This is a genomic window from Alkalicoccobacillus plakortidis (genome assembly GCF_023703085.1).
GTDB classification, from domain to species: Bacteria; Bacillota; Bacilli; order Bacillales; family Bacillaceae_D; genus Alkalicoccobacillus; species Alkalicoccobacillus plakortidis.
In genome coordinates this window covers 1,024,457-1,051,403 of the sequence record NZ_JAMQJY010000001.1, presented here as the reverse complement: position 1 = coordinate 1,051,403, position 26,947 = coordinate 1,024,457, and the positions used below count along the sequence as shown (strand labels likewise).

Below are 26,947 nucleotides of genomic sequence, written 5' to 3'. Positions count from 1 at the left end.
AAAAATGAATCGTATGGAATAACAGCTTTCATTAACCTAATATGCAGTAAGTGAATAGACATAGAAAAGGTATATAGGCAAATTGATCGGAGGAATGTACGTTGAGAATTGTTCATATTCCAACAGAAATCTCAGGACAGATGGGCATGATGTGTGATGCGTTAAGAAAAAATGGTCATCAAGTGAGTGGATTTAATTGGTTCCATACGTACCTCAATTATCAAGATAATATTGTGACAACTGATGCGTATGAATTGTATAAGCATCTGCTACCTTTGGTTAACTTTGCAGAAGTTTGTCATTTCCATAATGGAAACTCATTTACTGTTAAGGGTGAAGAACTGCCACAGTTAAAGAAACTAGGTAAGAAATTAGTGATGCATCATTGGGGTAACGATGTTAGAACAGTCAAAGCTGTTAACGAATTAAACCCATATCCACTTCCTCCTAGCTACAATACGGATGAATATATTCATGAAAGACTGATGTATCTCACGCAATTTATTGATACAGCGATTGTTCAGGACTATGAAATGGTACCTTATGTGAAGGATTATTATAAAAATGTACACGTCGTTCCGCTTATCTGTCAGTCAGAAAAATTTACTCCTCACTATCCTTCAGTAGAAAAGACACGACCTTTAATCGTTCATGCACCAACCAATCAAGCGTTTAAAGGCACAAAATATGTTCATGAAGCAATTGATCGTTTGAAACTAGAAGGCTTTGACTTTGAATACAAAAAGGTAGAACAACTAAGTCATAAAGAAGCATTAGAACTTTATAAAGAAGCGGATATTATTGTTGACCAACTACTATGTGGAACTTACGGAGTGTTAAGTGTGGAAGCCATGGCACTTGGAAAGGTCGTTGTGGCGAATATTCGAGAGGATGTCCGCAGTCATTTACCTGAAGACTTCCCTATTGTCTTAGCAAAGCCAGAAACCTTATACGATGTATTAAAGAGATACATCATTAATCCAGTTCTTAGACATGAGACAGGTAAACAATCTCGCTTATTTGTAGAGTCATTTCATAATGCAGATGAGATCGCCAAAAATTTAGAAGTTATTTATGAAAAACTTTAAGGAGGGACCTAGATTGAAGATTTGCCACGCGCCAATGGAAATTGCAGGTCAAGTAGGTCTAATTAACACAAAACTTCGTGAGGAAGGCTTTATCTCAGCTGCCTTTAATTACTTTCAAACAAGCTTTGACTATCCTGGTACGTACCCAACTGACTCCTATGACATGCAAAAGGTTGCACTAGCAGCCATCTCGTATTTTGATATTTTTCATTTCCACAATAGCGGTACATTTATTGGTGATTTCAGGGACTTAAAATGGATTAAAGAACAAGGTGGAAAAGTTATTATGCATCATAGAGGCACCGATGTTCGAACAAGAGTATTAGCCAAAAAAGGAGATGACTATGAAAATCAATATGTTAACGCTGAGTCATCTCTTCCAGATGATATGATTCAAGACAATCTGATTACATTTGCCCAATCGATTGACGCGGCCATTGTCCAGGATTATGAGCTGTATAAATACGTAAAACCTTACTATGAGAAAACAGGCGTACCTGTATATGTGTTGCCACGATTATGTAATGTGAATGATTATATTCCACGCTATTCTGACGTCAATCAATCACGCCCCTTAGTTGTGCATGCCCCGTCACAACGTGAATTCAAAGGAACATCTGCTATAGAAGAGGCGATTATGGAGCTGAAAAATGAGATTGAATTTGACTTTCAACTAATCGAGAATACAAGTCACAAAGAAGCAACTCGACTTTATCAAAATGCAGACGTCATTATTGATCAAATTCTGTGTGGTATGTACGGCAATTTAAGTGTGGAAGCGATGGCGCTTGGAAAGCCGGTCATTGCTTATATTCGTCCAGATTTGCTAAGTACGCTACCACCTGATCTTCCAATCCAATCAGCGAATCCAGATACAATTAAACCGATTCTAAAAGAGTTGCTAATAGATTCAGGGAGACGACATGCTTTAGGTTTACAGGGGCGCGAATATGTAGAATTACACCACAACTCTAGTGCCGTTATAAATAAATTAACGACGATTTATCAATCTGTGTATAAGGGGAATGATTAATCGATGGCGATACATTCAAGTGTCATTTTTGGAACAGATATTGAAGTAGGAGAATATGCTGTTATTGAAATGGGCGTTCGAATAGGAGATAGGGTGACAATTGGTTCTCATGCCGTTATTAAAGAGGGGACAGTCATTGGGGATGATGTAGAAATAGGGGATCACGTCATCCTAGGGAAAAGACCTGGTTCGAATAAAAAGATGGCGAGAAAACCTGCTACAAATCTCCCTTCATTGTTAATAGATAATGGAGTTGTGATAGGTAGTCATGTCACACTTTACCGTGGCCTTTCACTAGCAGAAGGTGTGTTTATTGGAGATCATGTCAGTATCCGTGAGCAAATTTTTATTGATCGTTTTACGATCATTGGGCGGCATGCAATGATTGAACCCAATACACGAATTGGAAAAAGTGTCACGATCCAAACTGGATGTTATGTGACAGCTGACACCGTTATCGAAGACCATGTCTTTATCGGTCCGTGTTGTTCAATGTCTAATGATAAATATATGGCGAGTGGTAAAGGAACTCATACAGGTCCGCATATTAAGACACATGCAAAAATAGGGAATCATGCAACCCTTTTACCGGCCATTGTGATTGGTGAATATGCAGTAGTAGGAGCCGGTGCAGTTGTTACAAGAGATGTTCCAGATCGAGTAGTGGCCGTAGGAAATCCTGCAAGAGTAAAAAGTTAAATAAAGTTTTGGTCTAGTAGGCATGTTCATTAATTTACTTTTTCTTCTTATGAATAGGGTTATTGGGTTTAACGAATCCACGATCAGCCACATATCAATAGTTAGATTGATACTCTAATTATTTGAAAGAAGGGCTGCTGGAATGGCAATTCAGATTGCTGTCATTGGACTCGGATATGTAGGGCTTCCATTGGCATCATTATTTCATAAAAGTGGATACCATGTAACTGGTATTGATGTAGATAAACGAAAAATTGAGAGTTTAGAAAATGGGAAATCCTACTTATCAGACTACACCGATAAAGAAATTATCAAATTAACGTCATCTAAACGTTTTGTTTTTACTGACTCCTTTGAGGCGATTGAATCAGTAGAGGCTGTTATTCTTTGTGTTCCGACCCCATTACGTAACCATCAAGATCCAGATTTGAGTTATTTAGAGGCCGCGGCAAAAGCAATGCTTCCCCATTTGCGTATAGGCCAATTGGTTGTTTTGGAAAGCTCTACTTTTCCTGGAACAACAGAAGATATTCTTGTTCCCTTATTGGAGCAAAGTGGTTTACGAGTAGGTGAAGAGATTTTTCTTGGGTATTCACCCGAACGAATTGATCCAGGTAACCAAGACTACTCATTACACGAAATTCCAAAAGTTGTCAGTGGCGTAACAAAAAAATGTTTGAAAATTGCTGAAAAAATCTATGGGAAAGCGTTTAAGTCGCTCGTTCCAGTTGATAGCACTCGTGTAGCGGAGATGACTAAGATACTTGAAAATACCCAACGATTAATTAATATCTCATTTATGAACGAAATGAGCCGAATCTGTCATGAATTAAAAATTGATATCTGGCAAGTTATCGATGCAGCTAGTACAAAACCATATGGATTTACCCCTTATTATCCAGGTCCAGGAATTGGAGGACACTGTATTCCTGTTGATCCACTATATCTTAAATGGAAGGCGAATCAAGAAAATCTTGATACCCCATTTATTGATTTGGCAAAACAAGTGAATGATGCACAACCATCGTATGTTGTTGAGAGGTTAGAGCAAGCGCTTGGATATCCAGAAAAAGCTCCACGTATACTATTAATGGGGCTAACATACAAAAAAGATGTAAACGATGTGCGGGAATCCGTTTCTATTCCTGTTATGGAACGATTGATTAATCGTGGATGGACAGTAGACTTTCACGATCCCTATATAAAAGATATTCAAATACTTGGGAAAAAATATAGAAGTGTTCGTTTTATTTATGATAACCTAGCAAACTATGATGCAGCAGTCATTTTGACAGATCATAGTCAATTGGATTATGACGGCTTAGTTAAGCACTCTAATTTAGTGTTAGACACGCGAAATCGTATAAAAAAGGAATTTGATCATGTAATTCGACTATAAAGAGGTGAGAGTGTGAATCTTCTGGTTACAGGTGGAGCAGGTTTTATTGGTTCCCACCTTTGTGAAGAATTGATGAAAGACGGTCATAAAGTGACGGTCCTTGATAACTTTTCAAATGGAAAACCATCTAATATCGCTCATCTGCATGAAAATGAGAACTTTCAATTTGTTGAGGGTGATTGTACTCATTTCAGTACCGTAGATCCACTCATTAAAGCAAATGATGTAATTTTTCACCTGGCTGCTATTTTAGGTGTAAAGCATTGTGTGGATTCTCCATTAAATGTAATTAAAGGGAATTTAGACGGGACATCAGTTGTGCTGAAAAGTGCATCAGCTTATCAGAAAAAAGTGATCTTTGCTTCAAGTTCAGAAGTATATGGAAAAAGTGAAAACTATCCATTTAAAGAGGATGGGGATCGGTTATTGGGCTCAACTGATGTCCATAGGTGGTGTTATTCAACAGCCAAATCAATGGAAGAACATCTTTGTCTCGCTTATGGAAAAGAAGGCTTGCCAGTAACAATCCTACGATATTTTAATGCATACGGTCCAAGAGCCACAGATACCATATACGGAGGAGTTGTCCCGATTTTTGTCAAAGCGGCTATGGAAAATAGATCGATTCCAGTATTTGGAGATGGTAACCAAAGCCGTTGCTTCACTTTTGTAAAAGATACAGCAAGAGCAACAGCCTTGGTATTAAAAAGAGAAACGAACCAGGAAATTATTAATATAGGGTCTAATCATTCCATTACGATTCGAGAATTGGCTGAAACGATAAAAGCAGCTACAAACTCCTCATCAGAAATTAAATACATCCCTTATGAGCAAGCGTATGGATCTGGATTTGAAGATATGAAAAAAAGAGTACCACATATTGAAAAAGCCAGGAAATTATTAAGATACGTACCTGATACTCGTTTAGTAGATGGGATTAATGAAATACTAAACAAATATCAAAAAATTTAGTCCTCTTTTTTATTTTTTACAGAGCGGAGGAACCAATCTTGATTTTTGGTTTGAGTTTCTGACGTATGATCTTTGTTAATGGTTATCTCTTTTGAAGTTGAACTTTCCGAATTATGGTTTAAACCTTGATTGGGTTCATGTTCTATTTTTGTGGCAGATGATTGATCTGCCTTTTCTTGTTGTCTGAGTTTGTTGACTTCAACTTTAAGATTTTTAAGTGTTTGATTTGTTGTTTCAAGTATTTCTTCCATTTGATTTTTTTCTCGGATCCATTGTTCTTCTTTCTCTTTCAGTTCATCAATCATATTGTAATAATAATCATTTTGGTATCTTTCTACTTGAGCCTTGTATTTGTTTAATTCAGATTGCGTATAGATAAGCCGTTGTTGTAGTTGAACAGGTGTTAACTTCGTCCGAAAAGTAGTTGGCTTTTTGTCCATTAGGTTCACCTCTTTAAGTAGTTATTTAATAGTGTATATGTCCAAATGAATTGGAACATGCAGATCATTCATACAGAAGGAGGAGGAATCGTTGAGAAATAGTAGTTCATTTAGGGTTATTCACGATAAAGAGGCCTATTTAAATCGATTACATGGTAAGAGTTCATCAGTAACATTACCAACATCAGAAATTATAAGAAATCCCAAATATAAATTAAACGTTATTATTCCAGCTATGAATGAAGCGGACACTTTATCTGGAGTTCTTTCCGAAATAAATCGTTTCAAACCAGATCGAGTCATCGTAGTTGTGAATGGAGCGAAGGATCGTACTGCTCAAATTGCGAAACAACATGGAGCACATGTTATTCATTATTCGTATCCTTTAGGCAATGATCTTGGTCGAGCGTTAGGCGCACTTCAATCGAATGCTGATATTTACTTATTTACAGATGCCGATATTGTGATAAAAGCAGAGGATTATTTACCCTTTATTCAGGACATAGAAAACGGAAAAGATGTTAGTATCAATTCAATAGATTGGATTACGAAGGTAAAGAGTGCAGATACTATTTCATTAGCACGTTATTTTTTGAATGCGATTCAAAAGAAAAATGAAATACGTGCAGAGAACGTTTTAACCATTCCACATGCATTTAGTCATAAAGCTCTAATAGCCATAGGCAAAACAGCTTTGGCAAATCCGGTTCTGGCTCATTCAATTGCAATCGATAAAGGGCTTCAATTCTCAATTCCTCATTCTATCGATGTATTAGCTGTAAATAAAAGGCGTGCGAATCATATTCCAAAGCCTGGAGAAATCATGGGAGAAGCTATGCAGCGTATGCATGGAGATTCGTTAGAGGCTTTTGATTATTTATTCGATACGTATGGTCCAACTTTGCATTATCCAAATCAATCCTTTATTAAGCCGTTATCTTATTCATTTCGTTTAAAGTGGCAAGCTCTTTCTCAAGCGAAAGAACGAAGTGTCATTATTTTTATACCTAACGGAATAGATGTCATCAAGCTGTATGAACAGTTTCAATCTTTCAATGCAGAGTTTATTCCAATTTTATATAACGAGAACACGAGTGCATGTAAGATTTTCCAAGAGCTTGCGATTCCATGTATATCCGTTGATCAAACGTATTCATTAGGTAACGTTTTTTATCTTGGAAGTCAGATTGCTCAAGGAAATAGTCTTTTTTTTCACACGGCTGATATCCCATTAGATCCAAATTCGATTAAAATGTTTTTTCGTGAAATTGAAGAGATAAAAATTGATGTATGTTTAAACGATCAATCGAGTTATCTTCAAGCTATTGAGCAAACGGAACTGATTCATATTGGAAATAAATTATTAAATGTTACAGCAGGTAATCACTCTATTCAAAATTCTTCATTGTTAATTCCTCCCTTTGCTATGAAACGATCTGTTTTATCTATGTTAAATCAGCCATTTTTTCAACATTTAGGTATGACTCATATAAAGATTTTGGAACAAGGATATCAAGTGACGGCACCTCTTCATATTGAGAGTATGAGTTTTGTGAAGAACAACCAAGAAGAGCTTTTATCATCTCTATTGACAGGCTTTGATTATTGGATCCGGTCGTATGGACCTAGAGGAGCGTTTACAGACGGAGCAAGGAGAAGAGATATTCTGGATACAAGCACAATGTATTTAAAGGAATGTATCTCTTCTTCAAGAATTCAAAAAAGCGAGATAAATCTTGATACGGTATTAGAAGAGGAACCAATTATTCATCATTAATGCTATAAAATAATAATGAAAATATCTATTTAATTCATTTATAGGCTAACGAAGCTTCCTATTCTTAATGAAATCATAGAATAGAAAAGCTCCTAATTTAAGGAGAAGAAGCTAAGGGGGTTAAAAATGGTTATTAACCGAATTATAAATAGTGGATTTGAAACAGGCGTTTTAACTCCGTGGAGCACGGTAAACGGCTTTTTAACGACAGCTTTCAGCCATACCGGTTTATACGCAGTTCAACTTCCAGGAGTGACAGGTTCAAGTTTATCTCAAAGTGTACCAGTGACCGAAGCAGAGAGTTTTGAAGTACTTGTGTCTCTTGCTAAAACAAGTGTTCTTCCCTCTCCTCCAGTATCAATCACGGTGGAATATTTTGATGTGAACTCTGTACTTCTAGGAGTTGGATTATCAGTTGATGTGTTAACAGCTGGAGTACCTGAGGTTACTGCATCAACATGGTTGTCGGTATATGAAACGACAGCAGCAGCTCCAATTGGAACTGCATCTGCAACAATAACAATTAGTGTGGTGACTACTTTAGGAGCTGCAGATATTGTGGTCGATGATGTGGCAATGGTAACATCTGATTTTGCATTTGTGCCAAGTGGTCCTCCTGGCCCAACAGGTCCGACTGGTCCGACAGGAGTAACCGGTCCAACAGGGGCGACGGGAGCAACCGGTCCAACAGGAGCAACAGGAGATATTGGTCCAACAGGGGCGACGGGGGCAACTGGCCCAAGCTGGAACAGGAGCTGGAGTAACAGGAGCAACCGGGGACATTGGTCCAACAGGGGCAACAGGAGTAACCGGCCCGACCGGAGCGACAGGAGATATTGGTCCGACTGGGGCAACGGGAGTAACCGGCCCGACAGGAGCAACAGGAGATATTGGTCCAACAGGGGCGACGGGGGCAACTGGCCAAGCTGGAACAGGAGCTGGAGTAACAGGAGCAACCGGGGACATTGGTCCAACAGGGGCAACAGGAGTAACCGGCCCGACCGGAGCGACAGGAGATATTGGTCCGACAGGGGCAACGGGAGCAACCGGCCCGACAGGAGCAACAGGAGATATTGGTCCAACAGGGGCGACGGGGGCAACTGGCCAAGCTGGAACAGGAGCTGGAGTAACAGGAGCAACCGGGGACATTGGTCCAACAGGGGCAACAGGAGTAACCGGCCCGACCGGAGCGACAGGAGATATTGGTCCGACAGGGGCAACGGGAGCAACCGGCCCGACAGGAGCAACAGGTGATACTGGTCCAACAGGAGCAACGGGAGCAACCGGCCCGACAGGAGCAACAGGTGATACTGGTCCAACAGGAGCAACGGGAGCAACCGGCCCGACAGGAGCAACAGGTGATACTGGTCCAACAGGAGCAACGGGAGTAACCGGCCCGACAGGAGCAACAGGTGATACTGGTCCAACAGGAGCAACGGGAGCAACCGGCCCGACAGGAGCAACAGGTGATACTGGTCCAACAGGAGCAACGGGAGCAACCGGCCCGACAGGAGCAACAGGTGATACTGGTCCAACAGGAGCAACGGGAGTAACCGGCCCGACAGGAGCAACAGGTGATACTGGTCCAACAGGAGCAACGGGAGCAACCGGCCCAACAGGAGCAACAGGAGACATTGGTCCAACTGGGGCAACAGGAGTAACCGGAGTAACCGGCCCAACTGGTATTGCAGTCACTCCAAATAGTATGTCTGCTGTAAATACAGCTGGAGGAATTCTTGCTGTAATATTAGGAGGAACACCAGTACCTCTGCCAGGCGTTCAAAGTCTAGATGCTTTTGTAGCGAATGGAACGTCCACATTATTCACAGTTCCAACCACTGGTAGATATTATATAACGTATCGTATTAATTTAACTGTCGGTCTTCTGACTGGAGCGCAAGTTGTAGTTGGAGGAGTACCGGTTCCAGGTACAATTATTTCTCCAGTATTGACATTAAGTAGTTTTGAAGCAGATGTCATTACTACACTAACAGCGGGAACTACAATTGGACTTCAGCTATTTGGTGTTGCAGCTGTTGCAACTTTACAAGCTGGCGTAGGTGCTTCTCTTACAGTAATTAGAGTGGAATAGACAGGGAATATATAGTAACTTATGAATGCCTAAATCATTAGATTTAGGCATTTTTTGGGATGTATGGGTGTGTTTTAATTTTTTATTTAGATGATGAATGCATTACTACAACTTGCATTAATTAAGATTGGACAAGTGTTTTTATTTGTTTGAAGTAGGTAAACAGTAATTCGCTAAAACGATTTTCGAATACGTATAAACTATATTGGTCGAAAGGGGGGTAGGTATGATTAATAGAATTATAAATGGTGGATTCGAAACGGGCTCATTTAGCCCATGGATTCCTCTAAATGCAGAAATCACAACTTTGTATAGTCATTCAGGTTTTTATAGTCTTTTATTGAGTGATACTTTTAATAACGCCTTTATCTATCAAATTGTAGATATCTTTCCCGGAGAAACGTATCAGTTCTATACTTCACTTGCCAAAGTTGCTGATAATGAAATCGCTGCACCAATGACTTTATCAGTTAACTATTATGATAGTAATTTTAACTTTATTGAATATGGATTAATTATTAGTATACCTCCTCAAAATGTACCAAGTGTCTCAACAAACACTTGGCTTGAAATAAGTCAAACTACATTCACAGTTCCGTTAAACGCAACACAAGCTTTAGTTCTGATTAACTCTCTACCACAGGTCGATGGCTCGGACATGTTAGTAGATGATGTGGGATTACTAGTATTAGATGGACCTCCTACTCCAACTGGTCCACCAGGGCCAACAGGACCAACGGGAGTCACGGGAGTAACCGGGCCAACAGGAGCGACGGGAGTCACGGGAGCAACAGGGCCAACAGGAGCGACGGGAGTAACGGGAGCCACCGGGGCAACAGGAGCAACGGGAGCAACAGGAGCAACGGGAGTAACAGGGGCGACAGGAGCAACGGGGCCAACCGGAGCAACCGGAGTAACAGGTCCGACAGGAGCAACAGGGGCGACAGGAGCAACAGGGCCAACAGGGGTAACGGGAGCAACGGGAGCAACAGGGCCAACCGGAGCAACGGGTCCAACAGGGCCAACAGGAGCAACGGGAGCAACAGGAGCCACCGGAGCCACAGGAGCGACAGGGCCGACAGGAGCAACGGGAGCAACAGGGCCAACAGGAGCAACGGGTCCAACAGGGCCAACAGGAGCAACGGGAGCAACCGGAGCAACAGGAGCAACAGGGGCAACAGGGGCAACCGGAGCGACAGGAGCAACAGGAGCAACAGGGCCAACAGGAGGCACCGGAGCCACAGGAGCGACAGGGCCGACAGGAGCAACGGGAGTAACAGGGGCAACAGGAGCGACAGGAGCAACGGGAGCAACAGGAGTAACCGGAGCCACCGGAGCGACAGGGCCAACAGGAGCAACAGGAGCAACAGGAGCGACGGGAGCAACAGGGGCGACAGGGGCGACAGGAGCAACAGGAGTAACAGGAGCCACGGGTCCAACAGGACCAACCGGAGCGACAGGACCAACCGGAGCAACCGGGGCAACAGGGCCAACAGGGGTAACGGGAGCAACGGGAGCAACAGGGCCAACAGGAGCAACGGGTCCAACAGGGCCAACAGGAGCAACGGGAGCCACCGGAGCAACGGGTCCAACAGGACCAACCGGAGCGACAGGACCAACCGGAGCAACCGGGGCAACAGGAGCTACAGGAGCGACCGGACCAACCGGAGCAACGGGAGCAACAGGGCCAACGGGAGTAACAGGGCCAACGGGAGTAACAGGAGCAACGGGAGCAACAGGAGCCACCGGAGCAACGGGAGTAACAGGAGCAACAGGGCCAACGGGAGTAACAGGAGCAACGGGTCCAACAGGAGCAACCGGGGCAACAGGAGCTACAGGAGCGACCGGACCAACAGGAGCAACGGGAGCAACAGGGCCAACGGGAGTAACAGGGCCAACGGGAGTAACAGGAGCAACGGGAGCAACAGGAGCCACCGGAGCAACGGGAGTAACAGGAGCGACAGGGCCGACAGGAGCAACGGGAGTAACAGGGCCAACAGGAGCGACAGGACCAACAGGAGCAACGGGTCCAACAGGAGCCACCGGAGCAACGGGAGTAACAGGAGCGACAGGGCCGACAGGAGCAACGGGAGTAACAGGGGCAACAGGGGCAACAGGGGCAACAGGAGTAACGGGAGCAACAGGGCCAACAGGGGCAACGGGAGCGACAGGGCCAACCGGAGCAACGGGAGCAACAGGGGCAACCGGAGCAACGGGGCCAACAGGAGCGACGGGAGCAACAGGGCCAACAGGGGTAACGGGAGCAACGGGAGCAACAGGGCCAACCGGAGCAACGGGTCCAACAGGGCCAACCGGAGCAACGGGAGCAACAGGAGCCACCGGAGCAACAGGGCCAACAGGGGTAACGGGAGCAACGGGAGCAACAGGGCCAACAGGAGCAACGGGTCCAACAGGGCCAACAGGAGCAACGGGAGCCACCGGAGCAACGGGTCCAACAGGACCAACCGGAGCGACAGGACCAACCGGAGCAACCGGGGCAACAGGAGCTACAGGAGCGACCGGACCAACCGGAGCAACGGGAGCAACAGGGCCAACGGGAGTAACAGGGCCAACGGGAGTAACAGGAGCAACGGGAGCAACAGGAGCCACCGGAGCAACGGGAGTAACAGGAGCAACAGGGCCAACGGGAGTAACAGGAGCAACGGGTCCAACAGGAGCAACCGGGGCAACAGGAGCTACAGGAGCGACCGGACCAACAGGAGCAACGGGAGCAACAGGGCCAACGGGAGTAACAGGGCCAACGGGAGTAACAGGAGCAACGGGAGCAACAGGAGCCACCGGAGCAACGGGAGTAACAGGAGCGACAGGGCCGACAGGAGCAACGGGAGTAACAGGGCCAACAGGAGCGACAGGACCAACAGGAGCAACGGGTCCAACAGGAGCAACCGGAGCAACGGGAGTAACAGGAGCGACAGGGCCGACAGGAGCAACGGGAGTAACAGGGGCAACAGGGGCAACAGGAGTAACGGGAGCAACAGGGCCAACAGGGGCAACGGGAGCGACAGGGCCAACCGGAGCAACGGGAGCAACAGGGCCAACGGGAGCCACCGGAGCAACGGGAGCAACAGGGGCAACCGGAGCAACCGGAGCAACCGGAGTAACAGGAGCCACCGGAGCAACAGGGCCAACGGGAGCCACCGGAGCAACAGGGGCAACAGGAGCAACCGGAGCGACGGGAGCAACAGGGGCAACAGGAGCGACGGGAGCAACAGGGGCGACAGGAGCAACGGGAGTAACAGGAGCAACAGGGCCAACGGGAGCAACCGGAGTAACAGGGCCAACAGGAGTAACAGGAGTAACAGGAGCCACCGGAGTAACCGGAGCCACCGGAGCGACAGGGCCCACAGGAGCCACAGGAGCCACCGGAGCAACAGGGCCAACAGGAGCAACAGGTCCAACGGGAGCGACCGGAGTAACAGGGGCGACAGGAGCAACAGGAGTAACAGGAGCCACCGGAGCGACAGGGCCAACCGGAGCGACCGGAGCAACGGGAGCCACCGGAGCAACAGGAGAAACGGGAGCAACAGGGCCAACGGGAGCCACCGGAGTAACAGGACCAACAGGAGCGACCGGACCAACAGGTCCAACCGGAGCAACAGGGCCCACAGGAGCCACCGGAGTAACAGGACCAACAGGAGCGACAGGACCAACAGGGCCAACGGGAGCAACCGGAGCAACAGGAGCCACGGGAGTAACCGGAGCCACAGGGCCAACCGGAGCAACGGGAGCAACAGGAGCAACAGGGTCAACAGGGGTAACGGGAGCAACCGGAGCGACAGGGCCAACGGGAGCAACGGGAGCAACAGGGCCAACGGGAGCCACCGGAGCGACAGGGCCAACGGGAGCAACAGGGGCAACAGGAGCAACCGGAGCGACAGGAGCAACAGGGGTAACGGGAGCAACAGGGGCAACAGGAGCGACCGGAGCGACGGGAGCAACGGGAGTAACCGGAGCCACCGGACCAACGGGAGTAACCGGAGCCACCGGAGCAACAGGAGCAACGGGAGCCACCGGAGCAACAGGGGCAACCGGAGCGACAGGAGCAACGGGAGCCACCGGAGCAACAGGGCCAACGGGAGCAACCGGAGTAACAGGTCCGACAGGAGCAACAGGAGCCACCGGAGCCACGGGGGCAACCGGAGTGACAGGACCAACCGGAGCAACAGGGCCAACGGGAGTAACAGGGGCAACAGGAGCAACGGGAGCAACGGGGCCAACAGGCCCAACCGGAGTCACCGGGGCAACGGGAGTAACCGGGCCAACAGGGCCAACCGGAACCACGGGAGCGACAGGAGCCACAGGACCGACAGGAGTAACGGGAGCCACAGGACCAACAGGACCAACAGGAGATACCGGACCAACTGGACCTAACATTACAGCGACTTTAGGTTATGCAGGGAATAACGCAGGGGCAGTTATTGCGGTCATTTTAGTGGGTACCCTTGTCCCACTACCAAGTCTTCAACTTCTATCTGGTATTACTTCTAATGGAGCAGGTACAATTTTTACAGTAACTCAAGCAGGTAGATACCAAGTAAGTTATACAATTAGAACGACAGTTGCATTACTACTCAGCTCACGGGCTCTTTTAAATGGAGTGCAAATTGATCGATCTGTTGTTGCACCAGGTTTAACTACAAATTTATATACAACTCAATTTATTATCGATATACCAGCAGGAGCTACTTTGAGTGTACAACTATATGGACTTCTTGGAGCGGCAACATTGCAGCCAGGGGTAGGTGCCAATTTAAATATTGTTCGTTTATCGTAATGATTCGGAAAACAGCTTCTCTTTCTAGAGAGGCTGTTTTTTTCTCACGAAGAGCCTTCACTTTCATAGTATACAGATAGAAGGTGAGATTTTAGAATGGAGTGAGTGAATTTGATTACGATTAGTTTATGTATGATTGTTAAAAATGAAGAAAAGCTATTAGGTCGTTGTCTTGATACAGTTAAGCATATTGTAGATGAAATAAATATTTTAGATACAGGTTCAACGGATGGGACAGAAGATTTGGCTCGTACGTATACGGATCGTGTTTTTTTCTATAAATGGACGAACAGCTATGCTGCAGCAAGAAATGAAGCCTTTAAACATGCAACAAAAGAATATATTCTCTATTTGGATGCTGATGATGTGCTTCTCGAAGAAGATCAAGAGAAGCTACTTAAGTTAAAAGAAACTCTTGATCCATCCGTTGATTCTGTCTCGATGTATTATGATAATGGTGTTGATGAGGATGGAAATGTAGCGCTTAGATATAGAAGGAATCGACTTGTCAAAAGATCAAAGAATTTTTTGTGGGGTGGCGATGCCCATGAATACCTTAATGTATTTGGGACCATCATTAATTCTGATATTTCCATTACACATAAAAAAGAATACACGCCTGAAAAAGTTAGTAGTAATATAGGGGTCATTTACTCCATCTTTCAACAAAAAGAAGAAGATGGAGAAGAATTTACAGCTAGGGACTATTTCTATTATGGAAATGAACTAAGAGAAAAAGGGAAATATGAAAAGTCAATTGAACAATATAATTTGCACATAGAAAAAGGTGACGGGTGGATTGAAGATACATTCCATGCGTGTATTGGAAAAGCGGATTGTTATCGCGCTCTTCAAAAACCGGAAGAAGAATTAAAGGCGCTATTTCAGTCTTTTTATTACACGCGTTCGCCTAGACCAGAAGCATGCTCTAGAATCGGTTATAACTATCAAACGAGAGAATTTTATTTGGATGCAATCTTCTGGTATGAACTCTCAGCAGATTTAAAGCCAGACCCAAATCAATGGAGTTTCAGTTATCCGGCCTATTCCACATGGTATCCTAATCTTCAGCTTTGTGTTTGCTACTATCGCACAGGTGATAAACAAAAATCATACGAAAAAAATGAACTTGCCAGGCAATATCGTCCAAAAGACACAACCATATTAGCAAATAAAAAGCTTCTGGAATCAGAATTAGGTCTAGAGTAGTAATATAGATAGGTTAATTAGCGATTTAAAACACAAAGAGAGCGAATAAAAGCGTTCTCTTTTTTGTGGTTATTTTTTACATCAATTGCTTAGAATAAGAGTATAGGTGTATGATGAAAATTCATCGTAGAAGGAGGAAGAAAGATGGATTTGATAATTGATTGGATTGATACATTAAATGGCTTCGTTTATACGTACATATTAATTATTTTGTTAGTTGGAGTAGGGTTGTATTTTACTGTCAAAACAAATTTCATCCAAATTAGGATGTTCCCTGAGATGTTTAGGGTTATAACAGAAAAGTCAGAGACTGAGAAGGGGGTTTCTGCATTCCAAGCTTTCTCTATTAGTGCGGCTTCAAGAGTTGGGGCAGCAAATATAGCAGGAGTTGCAATGGCAATTGCAGGCGGTGGACCAGGTGCAGTTTTTTGGATGTGGGTTGTCGCTATTATAGGAATGGCAACTGGATTAATTGAAAGTTTGCTTGCACAAATTTATAAGGTGAAGGATGGAGATAACTTTAGGGGAGGACCAGCTTATTATATTCAAACAGCGCTAGGTAAAAAGTGGCTTGCGGTATTATTTGCAGTACTGATTTCGATTACATTTGGTCTTATCTTTAACTCACTTCAAGCGAATACTCTTGCAAATGCACTGGGTGAAGCTTTTGAATTTAATCCACTAATTGTTGGCGTAATTGTGGCTATATTAACAGGTGTTATTATTTTTGGCGGAGTACAACGTATTTCTAAAATTACGTCGATTATTGTTCCTGTTATGGCGATTTTCTACGTTGCGGTTGTTGGGTTTGTTGTATTTACAAATTTTACATTGGTTCCTTCAGTATTAGGATTAATTGTAACAGAAGCTTTTGGCTTTAGAGAAGCAGGTGTAGGTATATTGATAGGTGCGTTAGTTGAAGGTGCTCGTCGTGGGTTATTTTCCAATGAAGCAGGTATGGGTAGTGTACCTCATGCAGCAGCAGCGGCACATGTTAGTCATCCAGTAAAACAAGGATTAGTCCAATCTTTAGGTGTTTTCTTTGATACTATCATTATCTGTTCGGCAACAGCATTTGCTATTCTTTTATCAGACGTCTATAAAAATGGGGCTGAAAATGGGGTTGCTTTAACACAAGCTTCATTAAGTGAGCATTTAGGTAGCTGGGCTGTTGGATTTGTAGCTATAGCAATATTCTTTTTTGCTTTCAGTTCATTAATTGGTAATTACTATTATGGAGAATCTAATATCCAATTCATTAAAAATGGAACTGTTTGGCTTCAAGTTTATCGATTAGCAGTGGTTGTAATGATCATTGTAGGATCGTATATTGAGATTGGTTTAGCATGGGGTCTAGCGGATGTCTTTATGGCTGTAACTGCGGCCGTCAACTTAGTTGTTATACTTCTCATTAGTAAAGTGGCCTTTGCTGCTATAAAAGATTATCAACAACAACGAAAAGCAGGTAAAGACCCTGTATTCTATCAAAAGAATATTCCTGGTCTAAAGGGAGCAGATACGTGGGTAGAAGAGAGAGAATCAGATAAATAAATAAAAAAGCCATTCGCCTCAAATAAGCGAATGGCTTTTTGTTATGTTAGAGACTTTAATCGACGAACAATCTCATTTGTGACCTCTATAGTTGAATGATGACCACCTATATCTGGAGTCATCATTCCGGCAGTTGTCGTTTCCTCAATTACATCTAATAATTTAGCTCCAAGCTCTACCTCCCCAAAATGATCAAGCATCATTTTCGCAGTCCAAATCTGACCAATTGGGTTGGCTAGTCCCTTACCAACGATATCTGGGGCTGAACCATGCACGGGCTCAAACATGGAAGGGTACTTACCATTTACATTAATATTTGCAGCTTGAGCTATACCGATGCTTCCCATAATAGCAGCGCCAACATCTGTTAAAATGTCACCAAATAAGTTACTGGCTACAATCACATCAAACCGTTCTGGTTGTGTAACAAAAAAAGCAGCTAGCGCATCAATATGCTGGAGTCTGTTTGGATGGAAGGATAATCCTTTGAAACCTCTTTAAAAACATCATCCCAGAATGGCATGGAGTACACAATGCCATTTGATTTAGTTGCGCTTGTGACGTGTTGGCGGCGTTTCCCTGCTAATTCAAATGCAAAGCGCATGGCACGTTCGGTCGCTTTACGAGAGAAAACAGCGTTTTGAATCGCTACTTCATCTTCACCCTGATGAATTTTTCCACCAATAGAGCTATATTCACCCTCGCTATTCTCTCTGACAACTAACAAATCAAAGTCTTTGGGGTTGGCTAAAGGAGAGGTTACCCCTTTTAATCGTTTTGCCGGACGCATATTAATCGATTGTTCAAATTCTCTTCGGATTTTTATTAAAAGCCCCCACAATGAGACGTGATCAGGAACAAGATTAAGGTCACCAACTGCCCCTAAAAAGATTGCATCAAATGGTTTAAGCTGATCGAGTCCATCTTCTGGCATCATTGAACCATGCTCAAGATAATAGTTGCAGCTCCAAGGGAACTGGGTAAATTCAAATGCTAAACCACCATGGAGATCGGCGATTGTATGTAGGATTTGCTCGCCAGCAGGTACTACCTCACGTCCAACGCCATCCCCAGGAATAGAGGCTATTTTTAAATTTTTCATGCTCATTCACTCCTTTTAAATATTAGTCGACAGTCGACTGTTTAACTTAATAGTAAATCATTTGGTCAGATTCTTGTACATGTTTCTTTGTTTAGGTATGATTGAATGGTAAACATTTGGTGCAATTATAGAGTACATGATATCCTAGCAATTTTCAAGAAAGCGTTATCTTACATTTTATTTTAGGAGGGAATTGATACAGTTGCCAGACCATTCTATACAGAAACCAATTCCTTATTATGAACAATTTTATCATTCAATTAAGCAGATGATTTTCTCAGGTGAATTCAAACCAGGTGACCGGATTAATGAAACACAGCTGGCTAAGTCGTTTAATGTAAGTAAAAGTCCAGTTAGAGAAGCAATACGTGTACTAGAGCGTGAGGGTTTGTTAATTGTTGATGATAAATCCAAGGTCCGGGTCTACCAACCCACTCATAAAGATGTTAGAGAAATCTATCAATGCAGACAGGCACTTGAACCGTTTGCCGTCGCTTTAACAACAGAACGTGCAAATGATCAACAGATAGGTGAGCTAGAACAATTACTTCAGGAAACCGCTGTTGCGATTCAAAAGGAAAACACGGCAGAGGATTTAATTAATTTAAATGAAACATTTCATTTAAAGCTAGTTACATATTGTGAGAATTCTCGTCTGCAAAAACAAATCGATGATCTTCACTCTCTAATCTATTTATTTAGAGTGTATAATTTGACTGGGTTAAATCGAGCTAAAGTAATTTTAGAACAGCATCAAGAAGTATTTAAGTACATAAAGGCACAGGATAAACAAAAAGCAGCTGATGCGATGTTTAGGCATTTGCAGAGTGATTTAGATCATTTGTTAATGTTATTAAGTCAGACTTAGTAGTATTCGAGAGGATGTTTATCATGAGAAAAATTGTCATTGCTCCAGATTCATTTAAAGAAAGTTTTTCAGCTATGGAGGCTGCAACAGCAATTGAAAATGGATTTAAGCAGATTTTCCCGGATGCTGAGTATCTCAAAATCCCCATGGCGGATGGTGGAGAAGGCACTGTTGAATCATTAGCTGATGCACTGCAAGGAAAGCTGAAACATGTAACGGTAACTGGCCCACTTGGAAATCAGGTGGAGGCTGTCTATGCATTGTCAAAGGAAGATGGCGTTGCTGTCATTGAAATGGCTTCAGCATCAGGTCTTCATCACGTGCCATTAGATCAGCGTAATCCACTTATCACCACTACATATGGAACAGGCGAGTTAATCGCAAATGCCCTTCAAGAGGGAGCAAAAAGGATTATTCTTGGATTAGGAGGAAGCTCTACTAACGACGGTGGTGCAGGTATGGCACAAGCCTTAGGTGTAAAACTACTTGATTCTGCTAATCAGGAGATATCCTTCGGGGGAGGGTCTTTACATACGTTAACTACTATTCAAACTGATGGATTGAACCCGCTTCTAGCAGGAGTATCCATTGAAGTGGCAACTGATGTTGACAATCCATTGCTTGGTGAAAATGGAGCGACTGCTATTTATGGACCACAAAAAGGAGCAACAACTCTTGAAATTAGAGAGAAACTAGAAAGTGGTCTTACACATTATGCAGCAGTTGTGGAGAGACAGCTTGGAATTGAGATTCGAGATACACCTGGTGCAGGAGCAGCTGGAGGGCTAGGTGCGGGATTATTAGCCTTCCTTAATCCGAGATTAGCTTCAGGTATAACATTGGTACTTGAGCTGACAAATTTCGAAGCGAAAGTAACGGGAGCCGATCTTGTGATAACAGGAGAGGGAAGACTTGATCATCAATCGATTTTCGGTAAAACGCCAATTGGTGTAGCTAAAGCAGCGAAGAAGGCTTGGAGTACCAACTATTGCGGTTGCAGGACAGCTTGGTAAAGAACATCAAGTGATCTACAAACATGGGATAGATGCTGCATATTCACTTGTACCAGGAGCGATACCACTTGAGGACGCCATGACAAATGGTTTAGTTTACCTTGAAGAACTATCGCGAAATATTGCGATGACCTGGAAGCTTGGAAATAACTAATCAAAAAGAGCCGGAATTCCTTTTTACAAAGGGTTCCGGCTCTTTTTTAACCTTCAAAAGACCATTCAGAATAAAATTGCTCAAGAAAGGTTTTCATATATGTAGCTCGTTCATCTGCTAATTTTCTGCCTTGTACCGTATTCATTTGATCCGGTAGCTTAAGCAGTTTTTCGTAAAAATGGTGAATGGCACTTGATTTGCCATGACGGTATTCCTCAACGCTCATATTTTCACGGATAGAGAGCTCTGGATCATACATGGACTGTTGTTTATGACCTGAGTAAGTAAACGTTCTTGCAATGCCTATCGCACCTAGGGCATCCAAGCCGATCCGCATCTTGTACAATTTGTCCTTCTAAGGTCTGCATAGGCTTTCCGGTGCCTGCTTTAAAAGACATGGTAGTGATAATGAGCAAGATATGATCGATATCAGATGCTGTAACGTCAAGTTTATTTAGCCAATTAGTAATAGAAACAAGTCCAGATGCCTCGTTTGCGACCACTTTATCATCCGCTAGATCATGTAGGAGACTAGCGAGAATAACAACAGTCGAATTTGCATCTGTATCCAAAGAGAGATGCTGAGCTAATGTTGTGACTCGTTTAATATGGTACCAATCGTGTCCTGTGGTATCACCAGCCAATTGAATCTGCACCCATTCCTCCGTTAGTGGTAAGGCCAATTGATTCATCTGTTTTTCACCTCTGTTCGGTTTAGTGGGGCAGTCCGTCTGCTCATTTCACGAACGAAACGTGATCGTTGAGCTCGTTTACCTCTATACATCATTGGTACAGAAACAGCGAGATGTTCTTCAGCACGGGTCATAGCTACATACATGAGTCGTCGTTCCTCTTCAAGCGGTTGATCGTCACCATCGCGCCAGGCTTCAAGTGCATAATCATGTGGCATCGAGCCTTCAACAGCTCCTAAAATATAGACGGTATTGAATTCAAGTCCTTTGGAGCGATGGATCGTCATCAGTTGAACGGCATCTGAACTTGCCGGCTGCTGGCGTTGTTCCTCTTGTTTAGCAATCATATGATCCACATGCTGTAGAAAAGAGTGAATGGTGTTATGTTGTCGTGCCGATACCTTAAGTCTGGCGAGATCATCGCTACCTTTGTCCATTTTATTTCCTTCGTTTCCTTGTTTCTTCAGGTAGTCTTTAAAGCCAAGCTCTTTTTCAATAAGAGTTAATGCTGCCTCAGGAGTAGCTTTGCTAATATCCAAACATTGAGCTTGCAGGTCCTCCATCTTTTTTAGCTTGGAATGGTTTAAGTCCATCAAGGTGTTTAAGCGCATCAAGCAATGAGCAATCTTGCATAATACTAAGTCGTTTGATTTCCGTTAGTCTTTCTTGTTTTAAAAATAACGCACCAATAAGATCAGACATCGCGTCAGTGTCGTCAGGGTGCTGAGAAATTCGTAGGTAAGCTAAAGCCTTCTTGACTACTTTTCTCTTGTAAAAGGACTCACCATCTTGTTCTACGACAAATGGAATGCTTGATTGGATTAGACGCTCAAACAAAGCCATCGAGTGGACATTTGTTCGATACAAAATGGCGAATTCTGAGGGGCTAGCCCCTTGTTCGATTCGTTCTTTAATATCCGTAACAATCATTGTAGCTTCCTCTTCTTCATCATATGGGAAAAAGAGGAACGGAACTGTATCTGAAGTAGTCTGAGCCTCCAGCTGCTTACTCATCCGCTTCTTGTTACTGGTAACGACATTATTCGCAAGGGAAACAATAGGATGAGTAGATCGATAGTTCTGGTCTAAAATAATTGTTTGTCCTTCTGGATATAAGGAGCTGAAGGAACGTAGATACTCAGGATCACTTCCACGGAACGCATAAATCGATTGGTCATCATCTCCAACCACACATAGATTACGCTGAGGTTCACACAAAAGCTGAATGAGTTTAAATTGAATTTTATTTATATCTTGAAATTCATCAACTGAGACATATGAAAAACGAGTTTGATATCGTTTAAGTAACGTGTCGTTATGTACTAACAAGTCATAGCAGCCTGTTAACATGTCATCAAAGTCAAATGCAGAACGATTTTTCCTTGTTTCTTCATAACGGCTGTATAAATAGGAACAACGCTCTTCCCAAACATCAGCAGGTTTTACTTGCTCGGGACTCACTAAGTGGTTTTTCCACAAGCTAATTTGTGTCAGAGCTTGATCAAATGCAAATTCTTTCTCTTCCAAACCCATTTCGCGACCTGCTTCTTTTATGATCTGAGATCGCTGCCACTCCTTAAGTAGGTAACGACTATCCCATTTTTCAGGCTCATGATGAATTAACATTTTGTAAAAAATACTATGGAACGTTCCAATCATTAATTTTCGTAAGGTTGGTTTATTAATACCTGGATAGATCTGCATTCGTTCTTTCATCTCACGTGCAGCTTTTGCTGTAAAGGTCACAAGGATCATTTGCTCGGGAGGAATACCCACATGATTAAGCATGTAGGCCGCACGACTTGTTAATACACGTGTTTTCCCACTGCCAGCTCCTGCAACTAGTTGAAGTGGACCTTCCGTTTTAATAACAGCCTGCCACTGAGCGGAATCGAGGATGACACCAGATTGTTCAAGTACGATCCTGTATGAATCTGAATGATCTTTACTAGGAGGCGCAGACTTCGTGAAATCGGGAAAGGCACGTATATGTTCAGGGTCCTTCCAGGATAATACAGGTTCTGTTGAGGACGTGGACTCAATGGAGCGCCCTTTGGGTAAAATAAATCCACCCACATTTGTACCAACCGCTTCGGTTTTGGGTTGATCTTTATTAACGCGTGTCTGCTCAAGTTTCTGAACTTGTTTGGCACAATCAAATAAGGACTTTGGGTGGTCAAAGTAAGGCGCCTTATTTATACTCATATGCATACGTACAGGCTCCTGACAGTGCGCACAGGTGACTTCTCCACGCTTGCAGGCTTGATAAATACGCTGCCACTCACTGCGGTCAGTGGTCATAAGATTCGTTAATTTATGTTGATAAAACGCTGTTTGCATATCAAAACATCCTTTGCGACAATCAATCGATCTCTAAAAAAGATACTATTAATCGTAGCAAATTTATAGTGAAAAAGGGAAGTTATTTAGACAGTAAACAAAATCTTTTGTTGAAAGGAGACCGTGATGGCAAAAATGAACGAGGGTAGGTGTGAGCTTTGTTTACGTGAGGATGTTGAGAGAACGGTTCATCATTTAACACCTAGGCAAAAGGGTGGCGCGCATCTTGATACAGCGATGTTATGTATGCCGTGTCATAAGCAAATCCATGCTTTATATAGTAATTCAGAGCTTGCCATTAGACTTTCAAGTATTAAGCAACTACAAGAGGACGAAGCGGTGCGACGGTTTTTAAAATGGATTCGAAAACAGCCATCAAAAACCATTCCTAAAACGAGAAAATCAAAATAGACGAGCACTCATAGGATTGAGCGCTCGTCTATTTGTTACTGGGCTAGTGGATTCGAACCAACGCTAACGAAGTCAAAGTCCGCTGCCTTACCACTTGGCTATAGCCCAATGATCACTAAATTAAGTATGTGCTGTGAATTTTTTTTATGCATGTGCAGGGAAAGACAGAAAAACGTCGAATCTTACTCGTTAATGCACAAACAGAAGGAAGGTGAATGATTGTACGAGATTGACAAAGAAAGTTCACGTTTAATAGAAGATGCGATCAACAAGCAAGGTACAGACATTCATTTTATTCCTCAAAAAGACTACTGTTTTGTCTATTATCGAATTCATGGTGAGATGGAAGAACAGAGACGTATGACTCACCATTTGGCCGAGCGAATGATAAGTCACTTTAAGTACATGTCTGGAATGGATATTGGCGAACGTCGTAAACCACAAAGTATGGCAATGACCATCCAATCTCAGGAAGGTCTATATTCTCTCAGGCTATCTACGTTACCAACGCTTAACATGGAAAGTTTAGCAATTCGCTTATTACCTCAAAAAAAACTCCAAACTCTACAAGACTTACCCCTTATTCAAACTCAATCCACTAAACTACAAGAAGTAACACAGCTTCGTAACGGGCTTATTTTAGTTTGTGGTCCTACAAGCTCAGGTAAAACAACCACCTTATACGCAATGGCAGAAGAAATTATCCAAGAGCAAACGAGGTCACTTATTACTATTGAGGATCCAGTTGAGCGCTCATTAGAATCTATTGTGCAATTAGAAGTGAACCACCGAGCAGGACTTACGTTTGAAACCGGTCTTCGTGCAATCTTACGACATGATCCAGATGTGATCCTTGTTGGTGAAATTCGAGATAAACAAACTGCAGCATTGGCGATTCGAGCTGCATTAACAGGGCACTTAGTTCTAGCAAGCATCCATACTACAGATGCATTTCAAGCGATCTTGCGTTTTCAAGAATATGGGCTTTCAAAAGTGGAATTTGCCGAGGTGTGTAAAATGATAGTGGCGCAACGATTGGTAAAAACGTATTTGGACCAACAAAGCGCTATTTATGAATATCTAGAAGGTCCTCTATTAACTTCGGCTATTTTGACTAGTACACGCCCAGTCTATTACCAATTAACACGATCGGCTAAAAAAGCGTGGGCTCTTGGTTTTATTTCAGAGACAATGGTCAAAAGAATGGAGGAGTGGACCTGATCTTATTCCGTAAAAAAACGAATAAACTAGAGCTAGCGAAACGATTGATTCGAATTGGTCAATTACTTAAACAGGGATATTCCATGGAGGCGGCTCTTTCATTTATCGCACTGCATGTAAATGAACAAGCTCAAGAGCAATTAAAAAATGTGCAATTAGATTTACAAAACGGAGTGCGCATTCATGAAGCCTTTTTGCATTTAGAGCTACCCGCAGATATTCTGTCATTCATTTATTTTTATGAGGAGCAAGGAGAAGTAGCTGAGGGATTAATCCAAGCAGGTATTGTGTTTGAGGGCAGAGAAAAGACAAAAGTTCAAATTCATAAGCTATTAAGGTATCCGCTCGTATTAGGCTTGGCAGGAATCATGGTCTTAGTTATCGTGCAACAATTTATCGTGCCGCATTTTCAAAAGCTATTTGTGTCAATGGATAGTAATCCTCCAGTATTAACAGCGTTTTTCTTCGGTTTTTTAGAAAACCTTCCTTTGTTAGTCCTCGTTTTGTTGGTGATCATAATTGGTTTATATATCTACTATCGAACAAAAATAAAACCTCTTTCAGCGCATGTGAAAATAAATAAGTTACTAAAAAATAGGATTCTCTCCGGTTTTACTCGCCGCATTCTTACGTATTATTTTTCGCTGCAGTTAGGTAGATTGCTTGAGGGAGGTATGTCGATACAAAACGCCTTGTCAGTATTTGAGCAGCAAACTCATCTTCCCTTTTTTCAGCATGAAGCAGTTTTAATGAAAGCTGAGTTGCAACAAGGGGAATCGCTTGATCAGATGCTTTTAAACCGTGCTTATTTTTCTAAAGATTTATCCTTTGTTGTAGAGAATGGCAATCGTACGGGGTATATGGCTTCAGATTTGCAAAATTACAGTCAGATTTTATTTGCAGATTTAGAGGAATCCTTAAAAAAATGTTTGGCACTTTTGCAGCCTGTATTTTTTATTGGCATGGGTGGGTTTATCTTCGTTGTTTTTTTATCCGTCATGCTTCCGATGTTTGAAATGATAGGGGCTTTAAGGTAATATAAGGAGGAGGAAAAAAGATTTTTTCTCCTTCAAAAACTTTTTTTCGAAAAAGGCTTGCTTAATTTTAAGAACCTATGTTATATTATTAAACGTCGCCGATAGTTATTCGGAAGACGGCAAGATACATAGCAACACAGTAACAACTCGAGGGGCCTTAGCTCAGCTTGGAGAGCGCCTGCCTTGCACGCAGGAGGTCAGCGGTTCGATCCCGCTAGGCTCCACTTAATACTTTTTTACTCGGAGGAATACCCAAGTCTGGCTGAAGGGATCGGTCTTGAAAACCGACAGGCGGGTCAAACCGCGCGGGGGTTCGAATCCCTCTTCCTCCTCCATTTTTATTTAACTTTATAACGACGCGGGGTGGAGCAGTCTGGTAGCTCGTCGGGCTCATAACCCGAAGGTCGGAGGTTCAAATCCTCCCCCCGCAATTACCTTTTTTTATTGTTGGGCTATAGCCAAGCGGTAAGGCAACGGATTTTGATTCCGTCATTCCCCTGGTTCGATCCCAGGTAGCCCAGCCATTTTGCGGAAGTAGTTCAGTGGTAGAACATCACCTTGCCAAGGTGGGGGTCGCGAGTTCGAATCTCGTCTTCCGCTTTTGCTTTTCTTTCTCAAAAGAGCAAAATATCGTAACAAAGAAGTTCATATGCGGGTGTAGTTTAGTGGTAAAACCTCAGCCTTCCAAGCTGATGATGTGAGTTCGATTCTCATCACCCGCTTTATAGAGTATGGGCCTGTAGCTCAGCTGGTTAGAGCGCACGCCTGATAAGCGTGAGGTCGGTGGTTCGAGTCCACTCAGGCCCATCATACTCTTCAAAAAGATAAGAGCTATGCTTTTTGATTCTTGGAGAAGTACCCAAGTGGCTGAAGGGGCGCCCCTGCTAAGGGTGTAGGTCGTGTAAGCGGCGCGAGGGTTCAAATCCCTCCTTCTCCGCCATTTTGAATAATTTAATATGCGGGTGTGGCGGAATTGGCAGACGCGCTAGATTTAGGATCTAGTGTCTTATGACGTGGGGGTTCAAGTCCCTTCACCCGCATCACAACACAGAGA

The 26,947-nt window shown here is 43.2% G+C and carries 18 protein-coding genes, 10 tRNA genes and 3 pseudogenes; 24 read left to right on the top strand and 7 right to left on the bottom strand.

The features are described 5' to 3' along the window. The first annotated feature begins 101 nt into the window (after positions 1–101). The 5 genes from NDM98_RS05720 to NDM98_RS05700 all read left to right on the top strand — a co-directional run bounded on the left by NDM98_RS05720 (position 102) and on the right by NDM98_RS05700 (position 5,191). Positions 102–1,088 (top strand): glycosyltransferase family protein, encoded by a 987-nt coding sequence (locus tag NDM98_RS05720; RefSeq protein ID WP_251605217.1) that lies wholly within the window; start codon positions 102–104, stop codon positions 1,086–1,088. 13 nt (positions 1,089–1,101) lie between these two features. Beyond that, on the top strand, positions 1,102–2,121 hold the full coding sequence (locus tag NDM98_RS05715) for a glycosyltransferase (RefSeq protein ID WP_251605216.1): 1,020 nt from the start codon (positions 1,102–1,104) through the stop codon (positions 2,119–2,121). A gap of 3 nt (positions 2,122–2,124) precedes the next feature. Continuing rightward, positions 2,125–2,820: an N-acetyltransferase gene (locus tag NDM98_RS05710; RefSeq protein ID WP_251605215.1), complete on the top strand. Its 696-nt coding sequence runs from the start codon at positions 2,125–2,127 to the stop codon at positions 2,818–2,820. A gap of 142 nt (positions 2,821–2,962) precedes the next feature. Further along, positions 2,963–4,219, top strand: a complete 1,257-nt coding sequence (locus NDM98_RS05705) for a nucleotide sugar dehydrogenase (RefSeq protein WP_251605214.1) — start codon at positions 2,963–2,965, stop codon at positions 4,217–4,219. 12 nt (positions 4,220–4,231) lie between these two features. After that, positions 4,232–5,191: an SDR family NAD(P)-dependent oxidoreductase gene (locus NDM98_RS05700; protein ID WP_251605210.1), complete on the top strand. Its 960-nt coding sequence runs from the start codon at positions 4,232–4,234 to the stop codon at positions 5,189–5,191. On the opposite strand, the gene NDM98_RS05695 is transcribed toward NDM98_RS05700, so the two are convergent. Beyond that, positions 5,188–5,631, bottom strand: coding sequence for a hypothetical protein (locus NDM98_RS05695; protein WP_251605209.1), 444 nt, complete (start codon positions 5,629–5,631; stop codon positions 5,188–5,190). The two genes, NDM98_RS05700 and NDM98_RS05695, sit on opposite strands and share 4 nt — an antisense overlap. 91 nt (positions 5,632–5,722) lie before the next feature. Here NDM98_RS05695 and NDM98_RS05690 point away from each other — a divergent pair, with 91 nt between their 5' ends. The 5 genes and pseudogenes from NDM98_RS05690 to NDM98_RS05660 all read left to right on the top strand — a co-directional run bounded on the left by NDM98_RS05690 (position 5,723) and on the right by NDM98_RS05660 (position 17,055). After that, positions 5,723–7,408, top strand: coding sequence for a glycosyltransferase (locus NDM98_RS05690; protein WP_251605208.1), 1,686 nt, complete (start codon positions 5,723–5,725; stop codon positions 7,406–7,408). Between the two features lie 126 nt (positions 7,409–7,534). After that, positions 7,535–9,500 (top strand): annotated as a pseudogene (locus NDM98_RS05685) (NTTRR-F1 domain). Between the two features lie 226 nt (positions 9,501–9,726). Beyond that, positions 9,727–14,295, top strand: a complete 4,569-nt coding sequence (locus NDM98_RS23420; protein ID WP_285803883.1) for an NTTRR-F1 domain — start codon at positions 9,727–9,729, stop codon at positions 14,293–14,295. A gap of 111 nt (positions 14,296–14,406) precedes the next feature. Further along, positions 14,407–15,504 carry a glycosyltransferase family 2 protein gene (locus NDM98_RS05665; protein WP_251605206.1) on the top strand — a complete coding sequence of 366 codons (1,098 nt, stop codon included), beginning with the start codon at positions 14,407–14,409 and terminating at the stop codon, positions 15,502–15,504. Positions 15,505–15,648: 144 nt separating this feature from the next. Further along, positions 15,649–17,055 (top strand): alanine/glycine:cation symporter family protein, encoded by a 1,407-nt coding sequence (locus NDM98_RS05660; protein WP_251605205.1) that lies wholly within the window; start codon positions 15,649–15,651, stop codon positions 17,053–17,055. Between the two features lie 41 nt (positions 17,056–17,096). Here NDM98_RS05660 and NDM98_RS05655 read toward each other — a convergent pair. Next, a pseudogene (locus tag NDM98_RS05655) lies at positions 17,097–18,157 on the bottom strand (tartrate dehydrogenase). 202 nt (positions 18,158–18,359) lie between these two features. Between NDM98_RS05655 and NDM98_RS05650 the strand changes: the two are divergent. Further along, positions 18,360–19,025 carry a GntR family transcriptional regulator gene (locus tag NDM98_RS05650; RefSeq protein WP_251605203.1) on the top strand — a complete coding sequence of 222 codons (666 nt, stop codon included), beginning with the start codon at positions 18,360–18,362 and terminating at the stop codon, positions 19,023–19,025. Positions 19,026–19,048: 23 nt separating this feature from the next. Then, positions 19,049–20,192, top strand: a pseudogene (locus NDM98_RS05645) (glycerate kinase). Between the two features lie 46 nt (positions 20,193–20,238). On the opposite strand, the gene NDM98_RS23890 reads toward NDM98_RS05645, so the two are convergent. From NDM98_RS23890 to NDM98_RS05630, 4 genes are read right to left on the bottom strand one after another with little or no spacing between them, the layout of a single operon-like run. Then, positions 20,239–20,517 (bottom strand): HD domain-containing protein, encoded by a 279-nt coding sequence (locus NDM98_RS23890; protein WP_307728686.1) that lies wholly within the window; start codon positions 20,515–20,517, stop codon positions 20,239–20,241. Continuing rightward, the gene (locus NDM98_RS05640) at positions 20,462–20,884 is read right to left on the bottom strand and encodes an HD domain-containing protein (RefSeq protein WP_307728685.1); all 423 of its coding nucleotides are present in this window, start codon (positions 20,882–20,884) and stop codon (positions 20,462–20,464) included. Before NDM98_RS05640 ends, NDM98_RS23890 begins: the two co-directional genes overlap by 56 nt. Further along, entirely contained in the window at positions 20,881–21,423 is a 543-nt protein-coding gene (locus tag NDM98_RS05635; RefSeq protein ID WP_251605202.1) for a 3'-5' exonuclease, read from the bottom strand. Before NDM98_RS05635 ends, NDM98_RS05640 begins: the two co-directional genes overlap by 4 nt. Next, a complete protein-coding gene (locus NDM98_RS05630; protein WP_251605201.1) occupies positions 21,413–23,224 on the bottom strand; it encodes an ATP-dependent helicase in 1,812 nt (603 codons plus the stop codon). Before NDM98_RS05630 ends, NDM98_RS05635 begins: the two co-directional genes overlap by 11 nt. A 126-nt stretch (positions 23,225–23,350) precedes the next feature. On the opposite strand from NDM98_RS05630, the gene hlpB reads away from it, so the two are divergent. Further along, positions 23,351–23,635, top strand: a complete 285-nt coding sequence (hlpB, locus tag NDM98_RS05625; RefSeq protein ID WP_251605200.1) for an HNH nuclease-like protein HlpB — start codon at positions 23,351–23,353, stop codon at positions 23,633–23,635. Positions 23,636–23,673: 38 nt separating this feature from the next. Here the strand turns inward: hlpB and NDM98_RS05620 are convergent. Beyond that, positions 23,674–23,743: transfer RNA gene (locus NDM98_RS05620), tRNA-Gln, on the bottom strand. Between the two features lie 111 nt (positions 23,744–23,854). Here NDM98_RS05620 and comGA point away from each other — a divergent pair. From comGA to NDM98_RS05565, 11 genes are all read left to right on the top strand, one after another. Then, the gene (gene comGA / locus NDM98_RS05615) at positions 23,855–24,856 is read left to right on the top strand and encodes a competence type IV pilus ATPase ComGA (protein WP_251605198.1); all 1,002 of its coding nucleotides are present in this window, start codon (positions 23,855–23,857) and stop codon (positions 24,854–24,856) included. Continuing rightward, a complete protein-coding gene (comGB, locus tag NDM98_RS05610) occupies positions 24,847–25,893 on the top strand; it encodes a competence type IV pilus assembly protein ComGB (RefSeq protein WP_251605196.1) in 1,047 nt (348 codons plus the stop codon). The genes comGA and comGB overlap by 10 nt, the downstream gene beginning before the upstream one ends. 151 nt (positions 25,894–26,044) lie before the next feature. Then, positions 26,045–26,117: transfer RNA gene (locus NDM98_RS05605), tRNA-Ala, on the top strand. Between the two features lie 18 nt (positions 26,118–26,135). Beyond that, positions 26,136–26,228 (top strand) — tRNA-Ser (locus NDM98_RS05600). Between the two features lie 22 nt (positions 26,229–26,250). Continuing rightward, positions 26,251–26,324, top strand: a tRNA-Met gene (locus NDM98_RS05595). 17 nt (positions 26,325–26,341) lie between these two features. Further along, positions 26,342–26,417, top strand: a tRNA-Gln gene (locus NDM98_RS05590). 4 nt (positions 26,418–26,421) lie between these two features. Further along, positions 26,422–26,493 (top strand) — tRNA-Gly (locus NDM98_RS05585). A 51-nt stretch (positions 26,494–26,544) separates the two neighbouring features. Further along, positions 26,545–26,615 (top strand) — tRNA-Gly (locus NDM98_RS05580). An 11-nt stretch (positions 26,616–26,626) separates the two neighbouring features. Further along, positions 26,627–26,700, top strand: a tRNA-Ile gene (locus NDM98_RS05575). A 42-nt stretch (positions 26,701–26,742) separates the two neighbouring features. After that, a tRNA-Ser gene (locus NDM98_RS05570) sits at positions 26,743–26,833 on the top strand. 18 nt (positions 26,834–26,851) lie between these two features. Continuing rightward, a tRNA-Leu gene (locus tag NDM98_RS05565) sits at positions 26,852–26,933 on the top strand. Positions 26,934–26,947: the final 14 nt, after the last annotated feature.

Bases quoted from the DNA above. Each gene is read 5' to 3' on its own strand.
- NDM98_RS05710 (WP_251605215.1), top strand. From the start codon at position 2,125: ATGGCGATACATTCAAGTGTCATTTTTGGAACAGATATTGAAGTAGGA.
- NDM98_RS05705 (WP_251605214.1), top strand. From the start codon at position 2,963: ATGGCAATTCAGATTGCTGTCATTGGACTCGGATATGTAGGGCTTCCA.
- NDM98_RS05695 (WP_251605209.1), bottom strand. From the start codon at position 5,631: ATGGACAAAAAGCCAACTACTTTTCGGACGAAGTTAACACCTGTTCAA.
- NDM98_RS23420 (WP_285803883.1), top strand. From the start codon at position 9,727: ATGATTAATAGAATTATAAATGGTGGATTCGAAACGGGCTCATTTAGC.
- NDM98_RS05660 (WP_251605205.1), top strand. From the start codon at position 15,649: ATGGATTTGATAATTGATTGGATTGATACATTAAATGGCTTCGTTTAT.
- NDM98_RS05640 (WP_307728685.1), bottom strand. From the start codon at position 20,884: ATGAATCAATTGGCCTTACCACTAACGGAGGAATGGGTGCAGATTCAA.
- NDM98_RS05630 (WP_251605201.1), bottom strand. From the start codon at position 23,224: ATGCAAACAGCGTTTTATCAACATAAATTAACGAATCTTATGACCACT.
- hlpB (WP_251605200.1), top strand. From the start codon at position 23,351: ATGGCAAAAATGAACGAGGGTAGGTGTGAGCTTTGTTTACGTGAGGAT.